The organism is Bacillus sp. SN32, assembly GCF_002837495.1.
GTDB lineage: Bacteria > Bacillota > Bacilli > Bacillales > Bacillaceae > Bacillus > Bacillus subtilis.
Genome location: NZ_PJCT01000012.1, coordinates 1 through 15,597 on the forward strand (window position 1 = coordinate 1; position 15,597 = coordinate 15,597).

Here is a 15,597-nt window from a genome sequence, read left to right on the forward strand (position 1 = left end):
CCCGTTCCCATACCGAACACGGAAGTTAAGCTCTTCAGCGCCGATGGTAGTCGGGGGTTTCCCCCTGTGAGAGTAGGACGCCGCCAAGCAAGCTTAAACCCAGCTCATTGAGCTGGGTTTTTTGTTTGTCAAAAATGAAGAAGAAACTGTGAAGCGTATTTAGGGAATTTCTTTTCTGATACTAATAAAAACTGCTGAATTAACACGTAGTCATTACTTATATGCTGTGTTAATAACTCATACCACCATTCTGTTTCATACCTTGCAATCATCCCAACGTTATACAAAATCAAATAATGAATTGTCATTTCGGGAAGCCTCAGAAATTGCTCCCTTTGAGAAGGGATATAATATTGGTTCTTTTCCATGTCAAACAATAAGCTGGTCGATGTCCATGGCTCCTTGTCTTGTGGCGAAACTTCGAACAGCAGCCCGTGTTCATTTTTTTTTGTAAAAGACCATTGAAAATGATGGGACATGTATTCGGCAAACCTTGAATCAGACATTTTGTAATTGATTACTACTTCCTCCGGTACAAAAATTTCGTTCCTATCCTTCTCAACTTTTGTCATAAATCGTTCTTTCTGCTGAAAGTAGAAAATATCGCTCAGTTCTGGAATGGCCATTAATAATTTTTTCATGGTATACCGTTCATCTACTATATCCGATTGTCCGAATAAATGTTTCATAAAATGTACGCATAGGCCATTCCGTTGTATTTTCACTTCATCATCGCTAAAACAATAATTTTGTTTCTTTCGTTTTCTTGTTGTTACGCCATGTGCCAGTACTGATGTATGGCTTGGATAATGAGGATCACGTGTAATTAAGCATGCTTTGATAAGCTGTGCCATTCCATAAAATAAAAGAATCGGTTTGATTTCTAAGGGAGAATATGCGGCTTGTTTATAAAACGATTCGGCATGCTTTAAGAAATAAATAAACCGTTCACTGTTTTTAAAAGAGTTTTTTTTCGCATCGTCAATACCGTTTAAGGTATAAACCTTTTCTAGAAATTTCTGGGTTGATTCAACGGAGTAAAATAGCGCTAAGTCTTTCCACTCATGATATGTCATGTATATTTCTTAATCCTTTCCGTTATCTAAATATTTCAACTCTTTCCCGCTTCCTTGACATGCTCTTGGCTAGTTGATAATCTACATATAATATTTTGCCGAAAAGAGGGGGATTTACTAATGTGGGAAAGTAAATTTTCAAAAGAAGGCTTAACGTTCGACGATGTGCTGCTTGTGCCAGCAAAGTCTGAGGTACTTCCGCGTGATGTGGATTTATCTGTAGAACTTACAAAAACGTTAAAGCTAAATATTCCTGTCATCAGCGCAGGTATGGACACTGTAACAGAATCAGCAATGGCAATTGCAATGGCAAGACAGGGCGGCTTGGGCATCATTCACAAAAATATGTCCATTGAACAGCAGGCTGAACAAGTTGATAAAGTAAAGCGTTCTGAGCGCGGCGTTATCACAAATCCCTTCTTTTTAACTCCTGATCACCAAGTATTTGATGCGGAGCATTTGATGGGGAAATACAGAATTTCCGGTGTTCCGATTGTAAATAACGAAGAAGACCAGAAGCTTGTTGGAATTATTACAAACCGTGACCTTCGTTTTATTTCTGACTACTCAATGAAAATCAGCGATGTCATGACGAAAGAAGAGCTAGTTACTGCATCTGTAGGAACTACTCTGGATGAAGCTGAAAAGATTTTGCAGAAACATAAAATTGAAAAGCTTCCTCTCGTAGACGACCAGAATAAATTAAAAGGTCTTATCACAATTAAAGACATTGAAAAAGTCATTGAGTTCCCGAACTCATCTAAAGACATTCACGGCCGCCTGATCGTTGGCGCGGCAGTTGGTGTAACTGGCGATACAATGACTCGCGTCAAAAAGCTTGTTGAAGCCAATGTTGATGTGATTGTTATCGATACAGCTCACGGACACTCTCAAGGCGTTTTAAACACAGTCACAAAAATCCGTGAAACGTATCCCGAATTAAACATTATTGCTGGAAACGTGGCAACAGCTGAAGCGACAAGAGCGCTTATCGAAGCTGGAGCAGACGTTGTCAAAGTTGGAATAGGACCTGGTTCAATTTGTACTACACGTGTTGTAGCCGGCGTCGGTGTTCCGCAAATTACAGCAATTTATGATTGTGCGACTGAAGCAAGAAAACACGGCAAAACAATCATCGCCGACGGTGGGATTAAATTCTCTGGCGATATCACTAAAGCATTGGCAGCCGGCGGACATGCTGTTATGCTCGGAAGCTTGCTTGCAGGCACATCAGAAAGCCCTGGTGAAACTGAAATCTACCAAGGCAGAAGATTTAAGGTATACCGTGGCATGGGATCAGTTGCTGCAATGGAAAAAGGAAGTAAAGACCGTTACTTCCAAGAAGAAAACAAAAAATTTGTTCCTGAAGGAATTGAAGGACGCACACCTTACAAAGGACCAGTTGAAGAAACCGTTTATCAGCTAGTCGGAGGCCTTCGTTCTGGTATGGGGTATTGCGGGTCCAAAGATCTGCGTGCGCTAAGAGAAGAAGCTCAGTTCATTCGCATGACTGGCGCAGGACTTCGCGAAAGCCATCCGCATGACGTACAGATTACAAAAGAATCACCTAACTATACAATTTCATAATAAATTGTTACAAATTAAAAACATTTGACAGGGTCTCTGACTCTGTCTATTTTTTTTATACTGATTATGATAAAATTTATACTGTTGTGCATTGAAAATGTCCTTAACGGCTTAATTATAGATGAAGAAAATGAAATACGGAGGTCGTACGATTGAACATCAAGAAATGTAAACAGCTACTGATGTCATTGGTTGTGTTAACTCTAGCTGTCACGTGTCTGGCTCCAATGTCAAAAGCAAAAGCAGCCAGCGATCCAATTGATATCAATGCATCTGCTGCTATTATGATCGAAGCTTCTTCAGGTAAAATTCTTTACAGTAAAAATGCAGATAAGAGACTGCCAATTGCGAGTATGACAAAAATGATGACAGAGTATCTGTTATTGGAAGCAATTGATCAAGGTAAAGTGAAATGGGACCAAACCTATACGCCTGATGACTATGTGTATGAAATTTCCCAAGATAACAGCTTATCAAACGTTCCTCTTCGGAAAGACGGGAAATACACAGTAAAAGAATTATATCAAGCTACAGCAATTTATTCTGCAAATGCTGCTGCTATTGCGATTGCAGAAATCGTTGCCGGTTCTGAAACTAAGTTTGTTGAAAAAATGAATGCAAAAGCAAAAGAACTAGGCTTAACAGATTACAAATTTGTTAACGCAACAGGTCTTGAAAACAAAGATCTTCACGGGCATCAGCCTGAGGGGACAAGCGTAAATGAAGAAAGTGAAGTTTCTGCAAAGGATATGGCGGTTCTTGCGGATCACTTGATTACTGACTACCCTGAGATACTGGAGACTTCCAGTATCGCCAAAACGAAATTCAGAGAAGGCACCGATGATGAAATGGACATGCCGAACTGGAACTTTATGCTGAAGGGACTTGTCAGCGAGTATAAAAAAGCGACTGTAGACGGACTGAAAACAGGTTCTACTGACTCTGCGGGTTCATGCTTTACAGGAACAGCTGAACGCAACGGTATGCGTGTCATCACTGTTGTTTTAAACGCAAAGGGCAATCTTCATACAGGCCGTTTCGATGAAACGAAAAAAATGTTTGATTATGCTTTCGACAATTTCTCCATGAAAGAAATTTATGCTGAAGGCGATCAAGTAAAAGGCCATAAAACAATTTCAGTTGATAAGGGTAAAGAGAAAGAAGTAGGCATTGTGACAAACAAGGCGTTCTCTCTTCCTGTCAAAAATGGTGAAGAAAAGAATTACAAAGCGAAGGTCACACTGAATAAAGACAACTTAACTGCTCCTGTGAAAAAGGGAACCAAGGTTGGGAAGCTGACTGCGGAATACACAGGTGATGAAAAGGATTACGGATTCATTAACAGCGACCTGGCTGGCGTAGACCTTGTTACAAAAGAAAATGTAGAAAAAGCAAACTGGTTTGTTTTGACAATGCGCAGTATCGGCGGATTTTTTGCCGGAATTTGGGGAAGTATTGTTGATACGGTAACCGGCTGGTTTTAATCAATTGAAAGAGCTCTGATGGAAGTTAGGGCTCTTTCGCGTAATATACTGAAAAAACCCAATTTTTAATAAAAAATGATTTTCAAAGCGCTAAAAACCGAATAAAATAGTATATATCCATATGAATTATTGGATTTCTAGGATACAATAAGGATTAGAAATCATATAACTATACCTTGATTAGGGGGACCAAGAAATGGCTCAAACAGGTACTGAACGTGTAAAACGCGGAATGGCAGAAATGCAAAAAGGCGGCGTCATCATGGACGTCATCAATGCGGAACAAGCGAAAATCGCTGAAGAAGCTGGAGCTGTCGCTGTAATGGCGCTAGAACGTGTGCCAGCAGATATTCGTGCGGCTGGAGGAGTTGCCCGTATGGCTGACCCTACAATCGTGGAAGAAGTAATGAATGCAGTATCTATCCCGGTAATGGCAAAAGCGCGTATCGGACATATTGTTGAAGCGCGTGTGCTTGAAGCTATGGGTGTTGACTATATTGATGAAAGTGAAGTTCTGACGCCGGCTGACGAAGAATTTCATTTAAATAAAAATGAATACACAGTTCCTTTTGTCTGTGGCTGCCGTGATCTTGGTGAAGCAACACGCCGTATTGCGGAAGGTGCTTCTATGCTTCGCACAAAAGGTGAGCCTGGAACAGGTAATATTGTTGAGGCTGTTCGCCATATGCGCAAAGTTAACGCTCAAGTGCGCAAAGTAGTTGCGATGAGTGAGGATGAGCTAATGACAGAAGCGAAAAATCTAGGTGCTCCTTACGAGCTTCTTCTTCAAATTAAAAAAGACGGCAAGCTTCCTGTCGTTAACTTTGCCGCTGGCGGCGTAGCAACTCCAGCTGATGCTGCTCTCATGATGCAGCTCGGTGCTGACGGAGTATTTGTTGGTTCTGGTATTTTCAAATCAGACAACCCTGCTAAATTTGCGAAAGCAATTGTGGAAGCAACAACTCACTTTACTGATTACAAATTGATCGCTGAGCTATCAAAAGAGCTTGGTACTGCAATGAAAGGGATTGAAATCTCAAACTTACTTCCAGAACAGCGTATGCAAGAACGCGGCTGGTAAGAACATAGGAGCGCTGCTGACATGTTAACAATAGGTGTACTAGGACTTCAAGGAGCAGTTAGAGAGCACATCCATGCGATTGAAGCATGCGGCGCGGCTGGTCTTGTCGTAAAACGTCCGGAGCAGCTGAACGAAGTTGACGGGTTGATTTTGCCGGGCGGTGAGAGCACGACGATGCGCCGTTTGATCGATACGTATCAATTCATGGAGCCGCTTCGTGAATTCGCTGCTCAGGGCAAACCGATGTTTGGAACATGTGCCGGATTAATTATATTAGCAAAAGAAATTGCCGGTTCAGATAATCCTCATTTAGGTCTTCTGAATGTGGTTGTAGAACGTAATTCATTTGGCCGGCAGGTTGACAGCTTTGAAGCTGATTTAACAATTAAAGGCTTGGACGAGCCTTTTACAGGGGTATTCATCCGTGCTCCGCATATTTTAGAAGCTGGTGAAAATGTTGAAGTTCTATCGGAGCATAATGGTCGTATTGTAGCCGCGAAACAGGGGCAATTCCTTGGCTGCTCATTCCATCCGGAGCTGACAGAAGATCACCGAGTGACACAGCTGTTTGTTGAAATGGTTGAGGAATATAAGCAGAAGGCACTTGTATAAAACAGTTGAAAGCTGTGGAAACTTATAGTACATTATAAGCACAAATAAAGATCGAAAAGCGTTGATAGGAACTAGTAGGGAGCCTCTCTTTCTAAGAGAGCCGATGGTTGGTGCGAATCGGTGAAAGATGCTGTCTGAATCCATCCTTGAGCGAAATGCTGAAACAAGTAGGCATTTACGGGATAACCGTTATGTTTGAAAGTGGAAAACGAGTCTTTGATTTGTTTTCAATCAGGGTGGCAACGCGAGAGCTCTCGTCCCTTTATGGGGATGAGGGCTCTTTTTATTTTCGACAAATCAATAAAAAAAGGAGTGTTTCGCATGCTTGATACGAAAATGCTGAGAGCAAATTTTCAAGAAATTAAAGCAAAGCTTGTACACAAAGGCGAAGACTTAACTGATTTTGATAAGTTTGAGGCGCTGGATGATAGACGAAGAGAGCTCATCGGCAAGGTTGAAGAGTTAAAAGGAAAACGAAATGAAGTTTCTCAGCAGGTCGCTGTGCTGAAGCGTGAGAAAAAAGACGCGGATCACATTATTAAAGAAATGCGTGAAGTCGGCGAGGAAATTAAAAAGCTTGATGAAGAATTACGGACAGTGGAAGCTGAGCTTGATACAATCCTGCTCTCAATCCCAAATATTCCGCATGAGTCTGTACCTGTCGGTGAAACAGAAGACGACAACGTAGAAGTGCGTAAATGGGGTGAAAAGCCTTCATTTTCTTACGAGCCGAAGCCGCACTGGGATATTGCGGATGAGCTGGGCATTCTGGATTTTGAACGTGCTGCCAAAGTAACAGGAAGCCGTTTCGTGTTCTATAAAGGCTTAGGTGCTCGTCTGGAGCGTGCACTTTATAACTTTATGCTTGATCTGCATGTGGATGAGTATAACTACACTGAAGTGATCCCGCCATATATGGTAAACCGCGCAAGCATGACGGGAACAGGACAGCTTCCTAAATTTGAAGAGGATGCATTTAAAATCAGAGAAGAAGATTATTTCTTAATTCCAACGGCGGAAGTGCCGATTACAAACATGCATCGCGATGAAATCCTTTCAGGTGACAGCCTGCCGATCAACTATGCGGCATTCAGTGCTTGCTTCCGTTCTGAAGCTGGTTCAGCAGGACGTGACACACGCGGATTAATTCGTCAGCACCAATTTAATAAAGTTGAGCTTGTAAAGTTTGTGAAGCCTGAAGATTCTTATGAAGAATTAGAGAAGCTTACAAACCAAGCAGAACGGGTTCTTCAGCTGCTTGAGCTTCCATACCGTGTCATGAGCATGTGTACGAGTGACTTAGGCTTTACGGCTGCGAAAAAATACGATATCGAAGTTTGGATTCCGAGCCAAGACACATATCGAGAAATCTCTTCTTGCAGCAACTTCGAAGCGTTTCAGGCGAGACGTGCGAATATTCGTTTCAGACGTGAAGCGAAAGGCAAGCCTGAGCATGTACACACACTGAACGGTTCAGGACTGGCGGTTGGAAGAACAGTTGCCGCAATCTTAGAAAATTATCAGCAGGAAGACGGAAGCGTTGTGATTCCGAAAGTGCTTCGTCCTTATATGGGGAATAGAGAAGTAATAAAACCGTAAATTATGGAAAGGCGTGCCTGACAAGGTGCGCCTTTTTGCTTATGTAAACATGGCATTTTCATAAAAACAAAAAAAGTTTTTAAAAATGCTTGACCACACGAGAACATACGTGATATAGTAAGTCTTGTCGATACGGAGGAATACCCAAGTCCGGCTGAAGGGATCGGTCTTGAAAACCGACAGGGGTGTCAAAGCCCGCGGGGGTTCGAATCCCTCTTCCTCCGCCATATTGATTTTAATTCTAATGAAACACAAGCATATATTGGAGATTGTTTTGTCCGTTGCATTCGGTGCGGCGGATTTTTTATTTTAAAGAAAAAGTGAATCTCGACTGAGATTCACTTTTTTTGATTATCATGAATAACTGAAGCAATTTGATCTACAATATTTTCAATCGAGTTTTCGTCGTTCAGAAGATCATAATCTTCAATGCGAAGTTTTAAAACAGGGCAAGCATTAAAACCGCTTATCCAGTTCTCGTAGCGTGTATGCATTTCTTCCCAATAAGACCTGCTTGTCTGAAGCTCCATCTCGCGGCCGCGTTGTTCAATCCGGTTTAAAATGTTCTCCAGATCTCCTTCTAAATAGATCAACACATCTGGGTGTGGGAAATACGGTGTCATTACCATTGCTTCGAAAAGGCTTGTGTAAGTCTTATAATCAACCTTTGACATTGTCCCTTTATCAGCATGCATTTTTGCGAAAATCCCTGTATCTTCATAAATCGAACGATCCTGTACAAAACCTCCGCCGGCTTCAAAAATTGTTTTCTGTTCTTTGAAGCGTTCAGCTAAGAAATAAATTTGAAGGTGAAAGCTCCAACGTTCAAAATCATGATAGAACTTTTCCAAGTATGGATTATGATCGACTTCCTCCAAAGATGTTTTAAATCCAAGCCGTTTAGCTAAAGTTTTTGTTAAAGTCGATTTTCCGACACCTACTGTTCCTGCTACTGTAATAATTGAATTCTTAGGGATATGATGTTCCTTCATACGATAAGCTCCTTTACATGGGCGGCAATGCGTTCAAAGTCGCTCTTATTCAAAACGAAATCCTTTGAATCACCATCTACGGTTAACACTGTAAGTTCAGGGTCTGCTTCCTGCAGCTGCTTGATGGCGACTTCATAATCTGAAATCAGCTGCTCCAAATAGCTAGTTTCAATTTTTTTCTCAAAGGGGCGCCCGCGTTTTTCAATGCGGTGTAGCAATGTAGGCAGACTAGCCTTTATGTAAATGATGAAATTCGGCTTTGGCAGATCATCCGTTAGCAGGTGATATATCTTTTTGTATTTTTCCAGCTGATGTGGAGACAAGGTGCGTTCCGCAAAAATCACATTTTTATAAATATGATAATCAGCTATTACAGGCTGTCCCTTTTTTAAAAAATGATCACTGGTGTCTTCAAGCTGTTTGTATCTGTGACAAAGAAAAAACATCTCGAGCTGGAAGCTCCATTCCTCTATATTGTCATAAAACTTATCAAGGTACGGGTTATCCTCTACAATCTCATTGATCATAGGGAATCCGAACTCTTGTGAGAGCATCGTTGCGAGAGTTGTTTTTCCTGCCCCGATAGGACCTTCTATTGCAATAAAAGGGGCTGTATTCATCGGAATCCTCCTTATATCTGAAAAACGTGCGTCAGTTACCGACCTTCATATTGTATCACAACCCTTGGGTGCCCCCATGAAAAAAAGACGTTTCCAAATTATCGAAACGTCTTTTTGACAACATTAAATTGATCAGACAGCAGCAGCCAGTTTTGTGGAAAGGAAAGACCCAACTTCCAATAGCTGATGCCTCTTAAATTCAGCTCTTTAATCAAATTGAATTTTGCTTGAATCGAGCGGGCATCCTCGAACCATACCTCGTGCCTTCTGTTTTCTGCATCAGTATAGCGGAAGAAAGGAGCTTGAGCGGTTTGGTCATACTGAATGGAAGCATTGTTCTGATCAGCTATGACAATGGCTTGCTGAGGGCTTACTGCTCTTGCTGGAGTTCCCCCTGCTGTATATGGCAGCGTCCAGTCATATCCATATAAATTCTGGCCCATGACAATTTTGTTCGCAGGCATTTCAGTCAAAGCATATTCTATGACATCACGGACAGGTCCAATTGGAGAAACCGCTTGAGGCGGCCCGCCGCTATAGCCCCATTCATATGTCATGAGAACAACAAAGTCGACAATTTGGCCATGTGCCCTGTAATCATGAGCTTCATACCATCTGCCCTGCTGTGTTGCACTTGTTTTAGGAGCAAGAGCCGTAGAAATTTCTAAGCCCTCTCGATGAAAAAGATCCCTTGCTTCGCGGAGGAATTGATTATAGGCCTCTCTATCCTGGGGCCGCAAATATTCAAAGTCGAAATGAATGTCACGGAAGCCATATCTCTTGGCATTCTCCACTATTTCATTTAGAAGCCTTCTTTTTACAGTTTCGTCGTTCAAAAGGATCCGGCCAAGTTCATCGCTAAATGCCTGGTTTTCTAGGTTCGTTATAATCATCATCAATGTTGTATTTTGACTTTCTGTAATGCTCCTTAAATTCGTTAAAGGCGGTGCGACTAAGGTTCCATTGCGCTGTGCCTGGAAGCTGAATGCGCCAAGGTACGTTAAGTAGGGTGACGCTTCTCTGGCCGCCTGCTGGAGATTTTCGCTGACTTGATTTCCTCGGGGCTCCAAATAAGCATTTGATTCGATGTCTCGTTTAGGGGCTGGTGGGATGTATAAACGGAAACCAATCTGAAGCACGGTATTTAACTGGATGCGGTTAACCCTTGCGAGCTCGGCTGCCGTTGTATTGAACTGCCGGGCGATGGATGTCAGGGTATCACCTCGCTTCACATCATAGAACTGGCCAGCTATTGGAATGACAATGGTTTGTCCGACAACAAGGCTGTCGGGATTCGGTATTTCATTCGTTTCAGTGATCTCACTTACGGTTGTTCTGTATTGTGAAGCGATAGCAGAAAGAGTGTCGCCTTGTTTTACCACATAAATTTGAATGAAAAACGCCTCCTTTCATATCGCTATCAATGTATGAAAGAAAAGCGCTGATCATGTTTATTTTTCTGTAATTTGTTCTTCCGTCGTAATTTCTGCGAAAAGAACATTCTCCATCATAGTTAAGGCGAATTCGTTATCTTCGTCACTGTTTGACGCGATACAGTCCTTAGGAATCGTGATGCTGTATTCCCTCATATAAGCGTCATTAGCGGTAAACAGCACACATATATTGCCGGCTATACCTGTTAAGATAATATGTCTCACCTGCAACTCAGTAAGAAGGGTGTGAAGTGCAGTTTCGTAGAAAGCGGAATGTTTTGGTTTGATTAAAAAATAATCAGCATCTTCCGGGGCTATCTTTGTGATGATATCCTTGCTTCTTTCATTTGTGCATTCTTGCTGAATGTTTTTAATGTCAGCTTGCCAAAGTCCATAATGATCATTGATGTAAATAATCGGCCATTCATTTTGTCTCGCGTGCTCTTTTAATGATAAAATATGAGGAACGATTTTTTCTGTTTTTTTAGCGAGGGTTTCTCCCATATCGAATTCAAAATTATTGATCATGTCTACAATGAGAAGAGCTGTATCTGCTTTGGACAATCGACAGTCTCCTTTCCGTTTCAGTTATAGTTAATATGTAGCCTTTTTAGGCAATGAAAAAACTTTGAAAAGAGAGCTTATCCTTATGACACAAGATGAACTTTATATGAAAGAAGCAATTAAAGAAGCGAAAAAGGCTGAAGAGAAAGGTGAAGTGCCAATAGGTGCGGTGCTTGTCGTTAATGATGAAATTATAGCGCGTGCACATAATTTAAGAGAGACTGAGCAACGATCTATTGCCCATGCAGAAATGCTTGTGATTGATGAAGCGTGTAAGGCACTGGGAACATGGCGGCTGGAAGGTGCGACTCTTTATGTGACGCTTGAGCCTTGTCCAATGTGTGCTGGTGCAGTCGTACTTTCTCGAGTGGAAAAAGTGGTTTTTGGCGCATTTGATCCGAAAGGCGGCTGTTCAGGCACGCTAATGAACCTTCTTCAGGAGGAACGCTTTAATCATCAGGCTGAAGTGGTGAGCGGTGTACTTGAGGAAGAATGCGGCGGAATGCTCAGTGCGTTTTTCAGAGAACTAAGAAAAAAGAAGAAAGCCGCCAGGAAAAACTTGTCTGAATAGTACGGTTGCAATTTTTAGGGGAAACAGATATACTTAAGTGTGCATCGTAATAGATGCAACATAAAATTTGATATTTATTTTGCCGTGCTAAGCGGGGAGGTAGCGGTGCCCTGTACCTGCAATCCGCTCTAGCAGGGCCGAATCCCTTCTCGAGGTTCGTTTACTTTAAGGCCTGCCTTAAGTAAGTGGTGTTGACGTTTGGGTCCTGCGCAATGGGAATTCATGAACCATGTCAGGTCCGGAAGGAAGCAGCATTAAGTGAAACCTCTCATGTGCCGCAGGGTTGCCTGGGCCGAGCTAACTGCTTAAGTAACGCTTAGGGTAGCGAATCGACAGAAGGTGCACGGTAAATCAATCATCAAATTTTCAGACTCACCTAACATTAGGTGAGTTTTTTTGTTATGTAAAAAGAGCTTTTGGAATCGAAACAAGGTTCATGTATAATGGGAATGATGAATAACGGAGGAGGGCAAACCCGTGAGTTACCAAGCTTTATATCGAGTATTCAGGCCTCAGCGCTTTGAAGATGTGGTCGGACAAGAACACATTACAAAAACGCTGCAAAATGCCCTTTTGCAAAAAAAGTTTTCTCACGCCTATCTGTTTTCCGGGCCAAGAGGAACCGGAAAAACCAGTGCAGCCAAAATATTTGCTAAGGCTGTCAACTGTGAACATGCTCCTGTTGATGAGCCATGCAACGAATGTGCGGCCTGTAAAGGGATAACAAACGGGTCAATATCCGATGTCATAGAAATTGACGCCGCTTCTAATAACGGTGTTGATGAGATTCGTGACATTCGTGATAAAGTGAAGTTTGCCCCATCGGCCGTAACATATAAGGTATATATCATAGATGAGGTGCATATGCTTTCTATCGGCGCTTTTAATGCATTACTAAAAACATTAGAAGAGCCGCCTGAGCATTGTATTTTCATATTAGCAACAACTGAACCGCACAAAATTCCTTTAACCATTATCTCTAGATGTCAGCGTTTTGACTTTAAACGAATTACCTCCCAAGCGATTGTAGGCCGCATGAATAAAATTGTTGATGCTGAACAGCTGCAAGTGGAGGAAGGATCGCTGGAAATCATCGCGAGTGCTGCAGACGGAGGGATGAGGGATGCCCTGAGCCTTCTTGATCAGGCCATATCATTCAGCGGCGATATCCTGAAAGTCGAAGATGCGCTTTTAATTACGGGTGCTGTTTCTCAATTATATATCGGGAAGCTTGCAAAATCCCTGCATGATAAAAACGTTTCTGACGCACTGGAAACATTAAATGAATTGCTTCAGCAAGGAAAAGATCCAGCTAAGCTGATAGAAGATATGATTTTCTATTTCAGGGACATGCTGCTGTACAAAACAGCCCCTGGCTTAGAGGGAGTGCTTGAGAAAGTAAAAGTCGATGAAACGTTCCGGGAACTAAGTGAACAAATTCCGGCTCAGGCCCTATATGAAATGATTGATATTCTGAACAAGAGCCATCAGGAAATGAAATGGACAAATCATCCGCGTATCTTTTTCGAAGTGGCCGTTGTGAAGATTTGCCAAACCTCACATCAATCTGCTGCTGATCTCCCGGAAGTGGATATGCTGATGAAAAAAATCCAGCAGCTCGAACAGGAAGTAGAGCGGCTCAAAACAACGGGCATAAAAGCAGCTGCGGAAAGCCCGAAAAAAGAAGCGCCGCGTGTGCCAAAGGGCGGGAAATCCAATTACAAAGCGCCAGTAGGCAGAATTCATGAGATTTTGAAGGAAGCCACAAGACCGGATCTTGATCTGCTCAGAAACAGTTGGGGCAAGCTTCTTGCTCATCTCAAACAGCAAAACAAAGTATCACATGCCGCTTTGCTGAATGACAGTGAACCTGTGGCTGCCGGATCGGCGGCATTTGTTCTGAAATTCAAATATGAAATTCATTGTAAAATGGTCGCTGAGGATAACAACGGAGTCCGGACTAATCTTGAGCAGATTTTAGAATCGATGCTCGGAAAAAGAATGGATTTGATTGGCGTTCCAGAAGCACAATGGGGTAAAATAAGAGAAGAATTTTTAGAAGATCATCAGCAGGAAAATGAAGGATCAAATGAACCGGCTGAAGAAGACCCGCTTATTGCCGAAGCGAAAAAGCTTGTTGGAGCGGATTTAATTGAAATAAAAGACTAACAAAATGAAAGAGAGTGAATGCTATGCGTGGCGGAATGGGTAATATGCAAAAAATGATGAAACAAATGCAAAAAATGCAAAAGGACATGGCGAAGGCTCAAGAAGAGCTTGCAGAAAAGGTTGTTGAAGGAACTGCAGGCGGCGGTATGGTAACAGTAAAAGCAAACGGCCAAAAAGAAATCCTGGATGTTATCATCAAAGAAGAAGTCGTTGATCCAGAAGATATTGATATGCTTCAAGATTTAGTGCTTGCTGCAACGAATGAAGCTTTGAAAAAAGTTGACGAAATCACAAACGAAACAATGGGTCAATTTACAAAGGGAATGAACATGCCAGGTTTATTCTAGGGGGATAAAAGAACATGCAATATCCTGAACCAATATCAAAGCTGATTGACAGCTTTATGAAATTGCCAGGGATCGGACCGAAAACAGCGGTTCGTCTGGCTTTTTTTGTTCTAGGTATGAAAGAAGATGTAGTATTAGATTTTGCGAAAGCATTAGTAAATGCGAAACGCAATCTGACATATTGTTCAGTTTGCGGGCATATTACAGATCAGGACCCTTGCTATATATGTGAAGATACGCGCAGGGATAAGTCTGTTATCTGTGTTGTGCAAGACCCTAAGGATGTTATCGCTATGGAGAAAATGAAGGAATACAACGGACAGTATCACGTTCTTCACGGCGCTATTTCTCCAATGGACGGCATCGGACCGGAGGATATTAAAATACCAGAATTGTTAAAACGATTACAGGATGATCAAGTGACAGAAGTGATCCTCGCGACAAACCCTAATATAGAAGGGGAAGCAACGGCGATGTATATATCAAGGCTCCTCAAGCCGTCTGGTATTAAGCTCTCCCGTATTGCCCACGGACTGCCCGTCGGTGGTGACTTGGAATATGCTGACGAGGTTACTCTTTCTAAAGCACTTGAAGGAAGACGTGAATTGTAAGGAGGAAAAAGCGATCCATGGGTTTTCTTCGCAAGAAAACATTAAGAAGAGAGTTTGATGAAAAACTAACCGAGCAGCTTTTTAAGCAAAAGGAAGAGTGGAACAGGCAAAAAAAGCTGGTTGAAAAAAGCTTAGAACCGTCTGCTGAAGTGTTATACGAACTGAAAGTAGCTGAAGCGAAGTATTTTTTTTACTTAAGGGAAGCGAAGCAGCGAAATTTAAAAATCAGCCGGTGGAAGTAAGTGGTCTAAACTCCTGGATCTTCTCATAAGCTTGTACTAGAACAAGCGAAGGAGATGAGAAGATTCATGGAGCCTATTTTTATTATTGGGATTATTTTAGGACTGGTTATTCTTCTTTTTTTATCAGGTTCAGCTGCGAAGCCTTTAAAGTGGATGGGCATCACAGCTGTTAAATTTGTGGCAGGTGCTTTGCTGCTGGTTTGTGTAAATATGTTTGGCGGCAGTCTTGGCATTCATGTGCCGATTAATCTGGTTACAACAGCTATCAGCGGAATTTTAGGGATACCCGGAATAGCTGCGTTAGTCGTTATTAAGCAATTTATCATTTAATTGATATTATGTATTGACTTAGACAACTGAAGGTGTTATTCTAATATACGTCGCTGATGACGAACAGCTTTTTTGAAAAGAAAATGCTAAAAAGTTGTTGACAGTAGCGGCGGTAAATGTTATGATAATAAAGTCGCTTAAACGAGCGGTAAACAAAGTTCTTTGAAAACTAAACAAGACAAAACGTACCTGTTAATTCATTTTTTATAAATCGCACAGCGATGTGCGTAGTCAGTCAAACTACTTTATCGGAGAGTTTGATCCTGGCTCAGGACGAAC

At 41.9% G+C, this 15,597-nt stretch carries 16 protein-coding genes, 1 tRNA gene, 1 rRNA gene, 1 other RNA gene and 1 other annotated feature; of the genes, 14 read left to right on the forward strand and 5 right to left on the reverse strand.

Going from position 1 to position 15,597, the window contains the following annotated elements; translation table 11 throughout:
• Positions 1 to 89, forward strand: a 5S ribosomal RNA gene (rrf, locus tag CW370_RS20900); the annotation flags it as partial.
• A 39-nt stretch (positions 90 to 128) separates the two neighbouring features.
• Here rrf and CW370_RS20905 read toward each other — a convergent pair.
• A complete protein-coding gene (locus CW370_RS20905; protein ID WP_024571611.1) occupies positions 129 to 1,076 on the reverse strand; it encodes a YaaC family protein in 948 nt (315 codons plus the stop codon).
• A gap of 120 nt (positions 1,077 to 1,196) precedes the next feature.
• Between CW370_RS20905 and guaB the strand changes: the two genes are divergently transcribed.
• The 6 genes from guaB (at position 1,197) to CW370_RS20940 (ending at position 7,666) form a co-directional block, all read left to right on the forward strand.
• Positions 1,197 to 2,663 carry an IMP dehydrogenase gene (gene guaB / locus CW370_RS20910; RefSeq protein ID WP_003226803.1) on the forward strand — a complete coding sequence of 489 codons (1,467 nt, stop codon included), beginning with the start codon at positions 1,197 to 1,199 and terminating at the stop codon, positions 2,661 to 2,663.
• A gap of 152 nt (positions 2,664 to 2,815) precedes the next feature.
• Complete coding sequence (gene dacA / locus CW370_RS20915; protein ID WP_024571610.1) at positions 2,816 to 4,147, forward strand: D-alanyl-D-alanine carboxypeptidase; 1,332 nt, start codon at positions 2,816 to 2,818, stop codon at positions 4,145 to 4,147.
• Positions 4,148 to 4,343: 196 nt separating this feature from the next.
• The gene (gene pdxS, locus CW370_RS20920) at positions 4,344 to 5,228 is read left to right on the forward strand and encodes a pyridoxal 5'-phosphate synthase lyase subunit PdxS (RefSeq protein ID WP_003247145.1); all 885 of its coding nucleotides are present in this window, start codon (positions 4,344 to 4,346) and stop codon (positions 5,226 to 5,228) included.
• Positions 5,229 to 5,249: 21 nt separating this feature from the next.
• A complete protein-coding gene (gene pdxT, locus CW370_RS20925; RefSeq protein WP_003226797.1) occupies positions 5,250 to 5,840 on the forward strand; it encodes a pyridoxal 5'-phosphate synthase glutaminase subunit PdxT in 591 nt (196 codons plus the stop codon).
• Positions 5,841 to 5,892: 52 nt separating this feature from the next.
• Positions 5,893 to 6,105: a binding site (T-box leader), on the forward strand.
• A gap of 56 nt (positions 6,106 to 6,161) precedes the next feature.
• Positions 6,162 to 7,439 (forward strand): serine--tRNA ligase, encoded by a 1,278-nt coding sequence (gene serS, locus CW370_RS20935; protein WP_024571609.1) that lies wholly within the window; start codon positions 6,162 to 6,164, stop codon positions 7,437 to 7,439.
• A gap of 134 nt (positions 7,440 to 7,573) precedes the next feature.
• Positions 7,574 to 7,666, forward strand: a tRNA-Ser gene (locus tag CW370_RS20940).
• Between the two features lie 111 nt (positions 7,667 to 7,777).
• On the opposite strand, the gene dck is transcribed toward CW370_RS20940, so the two are convergent.
• The 4 genes from dck to CW370_RS20960 all read right to left on the reverse strand — a co-directional run bounded on the left by dck (position 7,778) and on the right by CW370_RS20960 (position 11,048).
• Positions 7,778 to 8,431 carry a deoxyadenosine/deoxycytidine kinase gene (gene dck, locus CW370_RS20945; protein WP_003226792.1) on the reverse strand — a complete coding sequence of 218 codons (654 nt, stop codon included), beginning with the start codon at positions 8,429 to 8,431 and terminating at the stop codon, positions 7,778 to 7,780.
• Positions 8,428 to 9,051, reverse strand: a complete 624-nt coding sequence (gene dgk, locus CW370_RS20950) for a deoxyguanosine kinase (RefSeq protein ID WP_003226790.1) — start codon at positions 9,049 to 9,051, stop codon at positions 8,428 to 8,430. Before dgk ends, dck begins: the two co-directional genes overlap by 4 nt.
• A 98-nt stretch (positions 9,052 to 9,149) precedes the next feature.
• Complete coding sequence (locus CW370_RS20955; protein ID WP_024572658.1) at positions 9,150 to 10,433, reverse strand: glycoside hydrolase family 18 protein; 1,284 nt, start codon at positions 10,431 to 10,433, stop codon at positions 9,150 to 9,152.
• A 69-nt stretch (positions 10,434 to 10,502) separates the two neighbouring features.
• Positions 10,503 to 11,048: an isochorismatase family cysteine hydrolase gene (locus CW370_RS20960; protein ID WP_003226786.1), complete on the reverse strand. Its 546-nt coding sequence runs from the start codon at positions 11,046 to 11,048 to the stop codon at positions 10,503 to 10,505.
• Positions 11,049 to 11,133: 85 nt separating this feature from the next.
• On the opposite strand from CW370_RS20960, the gene tadA reads away from it, so the two are divergent.
• The 7 genes from tadA (at position 11,134) to bofA (ending at position 15,318) form a co-directional block, all read left to right on the forward strand.
• On the forward strand, positions 11,134 to 11,619 hold the full coding sequence (gene tadA / locus CW370_RS20965) for a tRNA adenosine(34) deaminase TadA (protein ID WP_003226784.1): 486 nt from the start codon (positions 11,134 to 11,136) through the stop codon (positions 11,617 to 11,619).
• Between the two features lie 82 nt (positions 11,620 to 11,701).
• Positions 11,702 to 11,966, forward strand: an RNA gene (ffs, locus tag CW370_RS20970) — signal recognition particle sRNA large type.
• 130 nt (positions 11,967 to 12,096) lie between these two features.
• A complete protein-coding gene (dnaX, locus tag CW370_RS20975; protein WP_003247135.1) occupies positions 12,097 to 13,788 on the forward strand; it encodes a DNA polymerase III subunit gamma/tau in 1,692 nt (563 codons plus the stop codon).
• 23 nt (positions 13,789 to 13,811) lie between these two features.
• Positions 13,812 to 14,135: a YbaB/EbfC family nucleoid-associated protein gene (locus CW370_RS20980; RefSeq protein ID WP_003225427.1), complete on the forward strand. Its 324-nt coding sequence runs from the start codon at positions 13,812 to 13,814 to the stop codon at positions 14,133 to 14,135.
• A 14-nt stretch (positions 14,136 to 14,149) separates the two neighbouring features.
• On the forward strand, positions 14,150 to 14,746 hold the full coding sequence (gene recR, locus CW370_RS20985; protein WP_003225425.1) for a recombination protein RecR: 597 nt from the start codon (positions 14,150 to 14,152) through the stop codon (positions 14,744 to 14,746).
• Positions 14,747 to 14,763: 17 nt separating this feature from the next.
• Positions 14,764 to 14,988: a YaaL family protein gene (locus CW370_RS20990; protein ID WP_003242387.1), complete on the forward strand. Its 225-nt coding sequence runs from the start codon at positions 14,764 to 14,766 to the stop codon at positions 14,986 to 14,988.
• A 66-nt stretch (positions 14,989 to 15,054) separates the two neighbouring features.
• Positions 15,055 to 15,318 (forward strand): sigma-K factor-processing regulator BofA, encoded by a 264-nt coding sequence (gene bofA / locus CW370_RS20995; RefSeq protein ID WP_015715090.1) that lies wholly within the window; start codon positions 15,055 to 15,057, stop codon positions 15,316 to 15,318.
• Positions 15,319 to 15,597 lie beyond the last annotated feature (279 nt).